Origin of the sequence: Gilliamella bombi (genome assembly GCF_900103255.1) — a bacterium.
In the GTDB taxonomy this organism is placed as follows: Bacteria; Pseudomonadota; Gammaproteobacteria; order Enterobacterales; family Orbaceae; genus Gilliamella; species Gilliamella bombi.
The window spans coordinates 1-600 of record NZ_FMWS01000128.1 but is presented as its reverse complement, the minus strand read 5'-3'; the positions used below and the strand labels follow the sequence as shown (position 1 = coordinate 600).

Genomic DNA, 600 nt, shown 5'->3' with positions numbered 1-600 from the left:
ATGATCCAATATTTGATTTTCGATTTTATGTTGAGAATTAGTGTTATCAAAATAAATCACATGATTGGTTTTATTACCCTGGCTATCAAAATATTCATCAACTCTTGATATGCCATCTTTGTTTATGTAGGTATAGCGTATATTTTGTTGTGTTAACAGATTCTTTTTATTACCCGCTATAATTTTTTCATTTTCATCATAAAATGTTTCATCATAATAAATTATTTGATGTTCATTATTATAATACTCCAATTTATCATACTTTAAATTTTGATTAGGCCAATATTCATAATTAAAATGGATAATCATATATATAGGTCGTTTTTGAATACTGATCATCTTTCCATCTAATTTTTCAACACGTATATAACCGGGCTCTTTAAACACCTCTTCAAAGTTTTCTTTTTTTTGCAATTGGTTGTCTTTATTTAAAATATAAAAATGGATACCGTCTTCAAGTGTTTCAAAAGGCTCTGTTGGATAGAGTATTTCTATAATATTTCTTCTTATCTTTGTAACTTCACGATATTGCTTATTTTCATTAAGTATTATTTGAGAAATTTCCTGTAATGCAATATCATCGTCAGGGTCTGTTTCTAA

The 600-nt window shown here is 26.5% G+C and carries 1 protein-coding gene; it reads right to left on the bottom strand.

Going from position 1 to position 600, the window contains the following annotated elements; genetic code table 11:
• Window positions 1-600 (bottom strand): hypothetical protein (locus tag B9N71_RS13205; protein WP_167370132.1); only part of this gene is annotated, 600 nt, incomplete at both ends.